The sequence below is a fragment of the Stenotrophomonas sp. HMWF023 genome, from assembly GCF_003060985.1.
GTDB classification, from domain to species: domain Bacteria; phylum Pseudomonadota; class Gammaproteobacteria; order Xanthomonadales; family Xanthomonadaceae; genus Stenotrophomonas; species Stenotrophomonas lactitubi.
Genome location: NZ_QAIJ01000330.1, coordinates 1 through 1377, shown reverse-complemented (window position 1 = coordinate 1377; position 1377 = coordinate 1). Strand labels below are relative to the sequence as shown.

Annotated in this window: 2 protein-coding genes and 1 tRNA gene; 1 reads left to right on the top strand and 2 read right to left on the bottom strand. The window is 58.3% G+C overall.

The window, feature by feature from the left end:
- The coding region (locus DBR20_RS20290) for an FAD-dependent oxidoreductase (protein WP_146187068.1) at positions 1-325 on the bottom strand (325 nt) is incomplete at its 3' end.
- Between the two features lie 377 nt (positions 326-702).
- On the opposite strand from DBR20_RS20290, the gene DBR20_RS21995 reads away from it, so the two are divergent.
- Positions 703-1152, top strand: coding sequence for a hypothetical protein (locus DBR20_RS21995; RefSeq protein ID WP_146187067.1), 450 nt, complete (start codon positions 703-705; stop codon positions 1150-1152).
- A gap of 149 nt (positions 1153-1301) precedes the next feature.
- Here the strand turns inward: DBR20_RS21995 and DBR20_RS20285 are convergent.
- Positions 1302-1377 (bottom strand) — tRNA-Gly (locus tag DBR20_RS20285).

Sequence of the window (1377 nt, the reverse complement as noted above, 5' to 3'; positions counted from 1 at the left end):
GCCAGCGCATCAGGTTCGGCGTATCGGTGGTGAGGAAGTAGTAACCCGGTGCGGTCAGCAGCACGTTGTGCAGGTTCGGGGCATACAGGCGAACATTCGCGACGCGTTGCACGAGATGATCGGGCATGCGCCCCAGCCAGGTGTGCTCCATGGCCTCCTTCACCACGATGCCAGTGGTGTGCAGGCGTTCGCCGGGGTCGGTTTTGCGTTCGAGCACGCAGACGCGCAGGCCGTACTGGGCGGCGGCAAGTGCGCAGGCGGCACCGGCGAAGCTGGCGCCGACGATGACCACGTCGTAGTCGTTGGCAGGGGGAGTGTGAGGCATCGTGGCATCACCTTGCTGGATCCGGGAGTACAGCGTGGGATCGGCACATGGTGAGGCGATGGAGTCGCGGTGAAGTGGGGATGAAGCGCTCGCTCGCCCGATCGGGCTCCATTTCGGAATACTTGTATGGACTCACCCCGGACGACGATCAATAGTTCCTGGCCCAGTGCCATCACCAATGTAGTGGCGACTATCGACAACCACTCCGCCACCCTCGATCGGGACCAATCTGAGAACGGCGACATGTAGTTGAGCATGTACAAGAGCGCGAGTCTCGGCGATCCGCTGGCAGTGGACTGATCGCTCCGAGCAACAACCGCTCTCAATGAACCCACAAGACGACCAGTCCTCCCGGACAACGACATTCGAGAATCGATATGGATCACTTCGCTCACCTTGGCTACCACTACGGCGAGCGAGAAATTGAGTCGTTGCTGAAGGAGCTTGGGATCGTCGATGCTCCAGCCCTGGAGCCGCATTGGACTGATGCTTACTTGTCCAACGCATCACTCGGCGTTGAACTGACATTGTCAGATTCTGAGTCCTTGGCTTTTCCTAGTCGCGACTATCCAGCTGGCGCGCTCGTGTTATCCAATTTCCGCTACTACGGACGGGAAATCGGCGACTTCTCCGTTTATCGAGGCGCCCTGCCTCACGGCCTCACTTTCGGCCAAGGCAGGAACGACGTCTTGTCAATGTTTGGTGAACCGGAATGGACAAATCCAGAAAGCAGCCGCATGCGATGGAAATCCGGCAGCTACAGAATCCATGTGACATTCGACAAGACCGGAAAGCTAGCGATTGTCTCCGGAGGATTGCCGATCTAAGAGCACAACTCTGCGCAACGTTCTGCCGGCACCCAAGTCATGATGTCTGCCGACATCGAGCCACTCCCAGACCACGCCGTCGACATCGCCCTATCTCGCGACAGCTCATAACGAAAAACGCTCCCTTTCGGGAGCGCTTTTCTTGAATCTGGAGCGGGAAACGAGACTCGAACTCGCGACCTCAACCTTGGCAAGGTTGCGCTCTACCAACTGAGCTATTCCCGC